At 61.5% G+C, this 317-nt stretch carries 1 pseudogene; it reads right to left on the bottom strand.

The window, feature by feature from the left end:
• Positions 1-317, bottom strand: a pseudogene (locus BN1137_RS22970) (multidrug ABC transporter permease/ATP-binding protein); the annotation flags it as partial.

The following is a 317-nucleotide window of genomic DNA, read 5'->3' as shown; positions in this document are numbered from 1 at the left end:
GTGCGGCCCACCACCCCGAGCATGCCGCCCCCTTGCAGGGTGAAGTCGATGCCTTGCAGCAGGCTGCGCTGCTCCAGTCGATAATCCACGCCCTTCATGGAAAGGGGGAAGCTTGCCGTGAGTGGCTGCGGACTGACTGGGTCTTGAATGTCGCTACTCTCGGCCAGCAGACTCTCGATGCGCGAATAGGCGGCGCTGCCGCGCTCGATGATGTTGAACAACCAGGCGATAGCAAACATGGGCCAGATAAGCTGGCCTAAGTACATCGTAAAGCTGGTGAGCTGCCCAAGGGTCAGCTCGCCACGCAGCACCAGGGC

This window comes from Aeromonas tecta, assembly GCF_000820185.1.
Classification (GTDB): domain Bacteria; phylum Pseudomonadota; class Gammaproteobacteria; order Enterobacterales; family Aeromonadaceae; genus Aeromonas; species Aeromonas tecta.
Note: the sequence above shows the minus strand (reverse complement) of the source record. Positions and strands in the feature narration are given on the sequence as shown.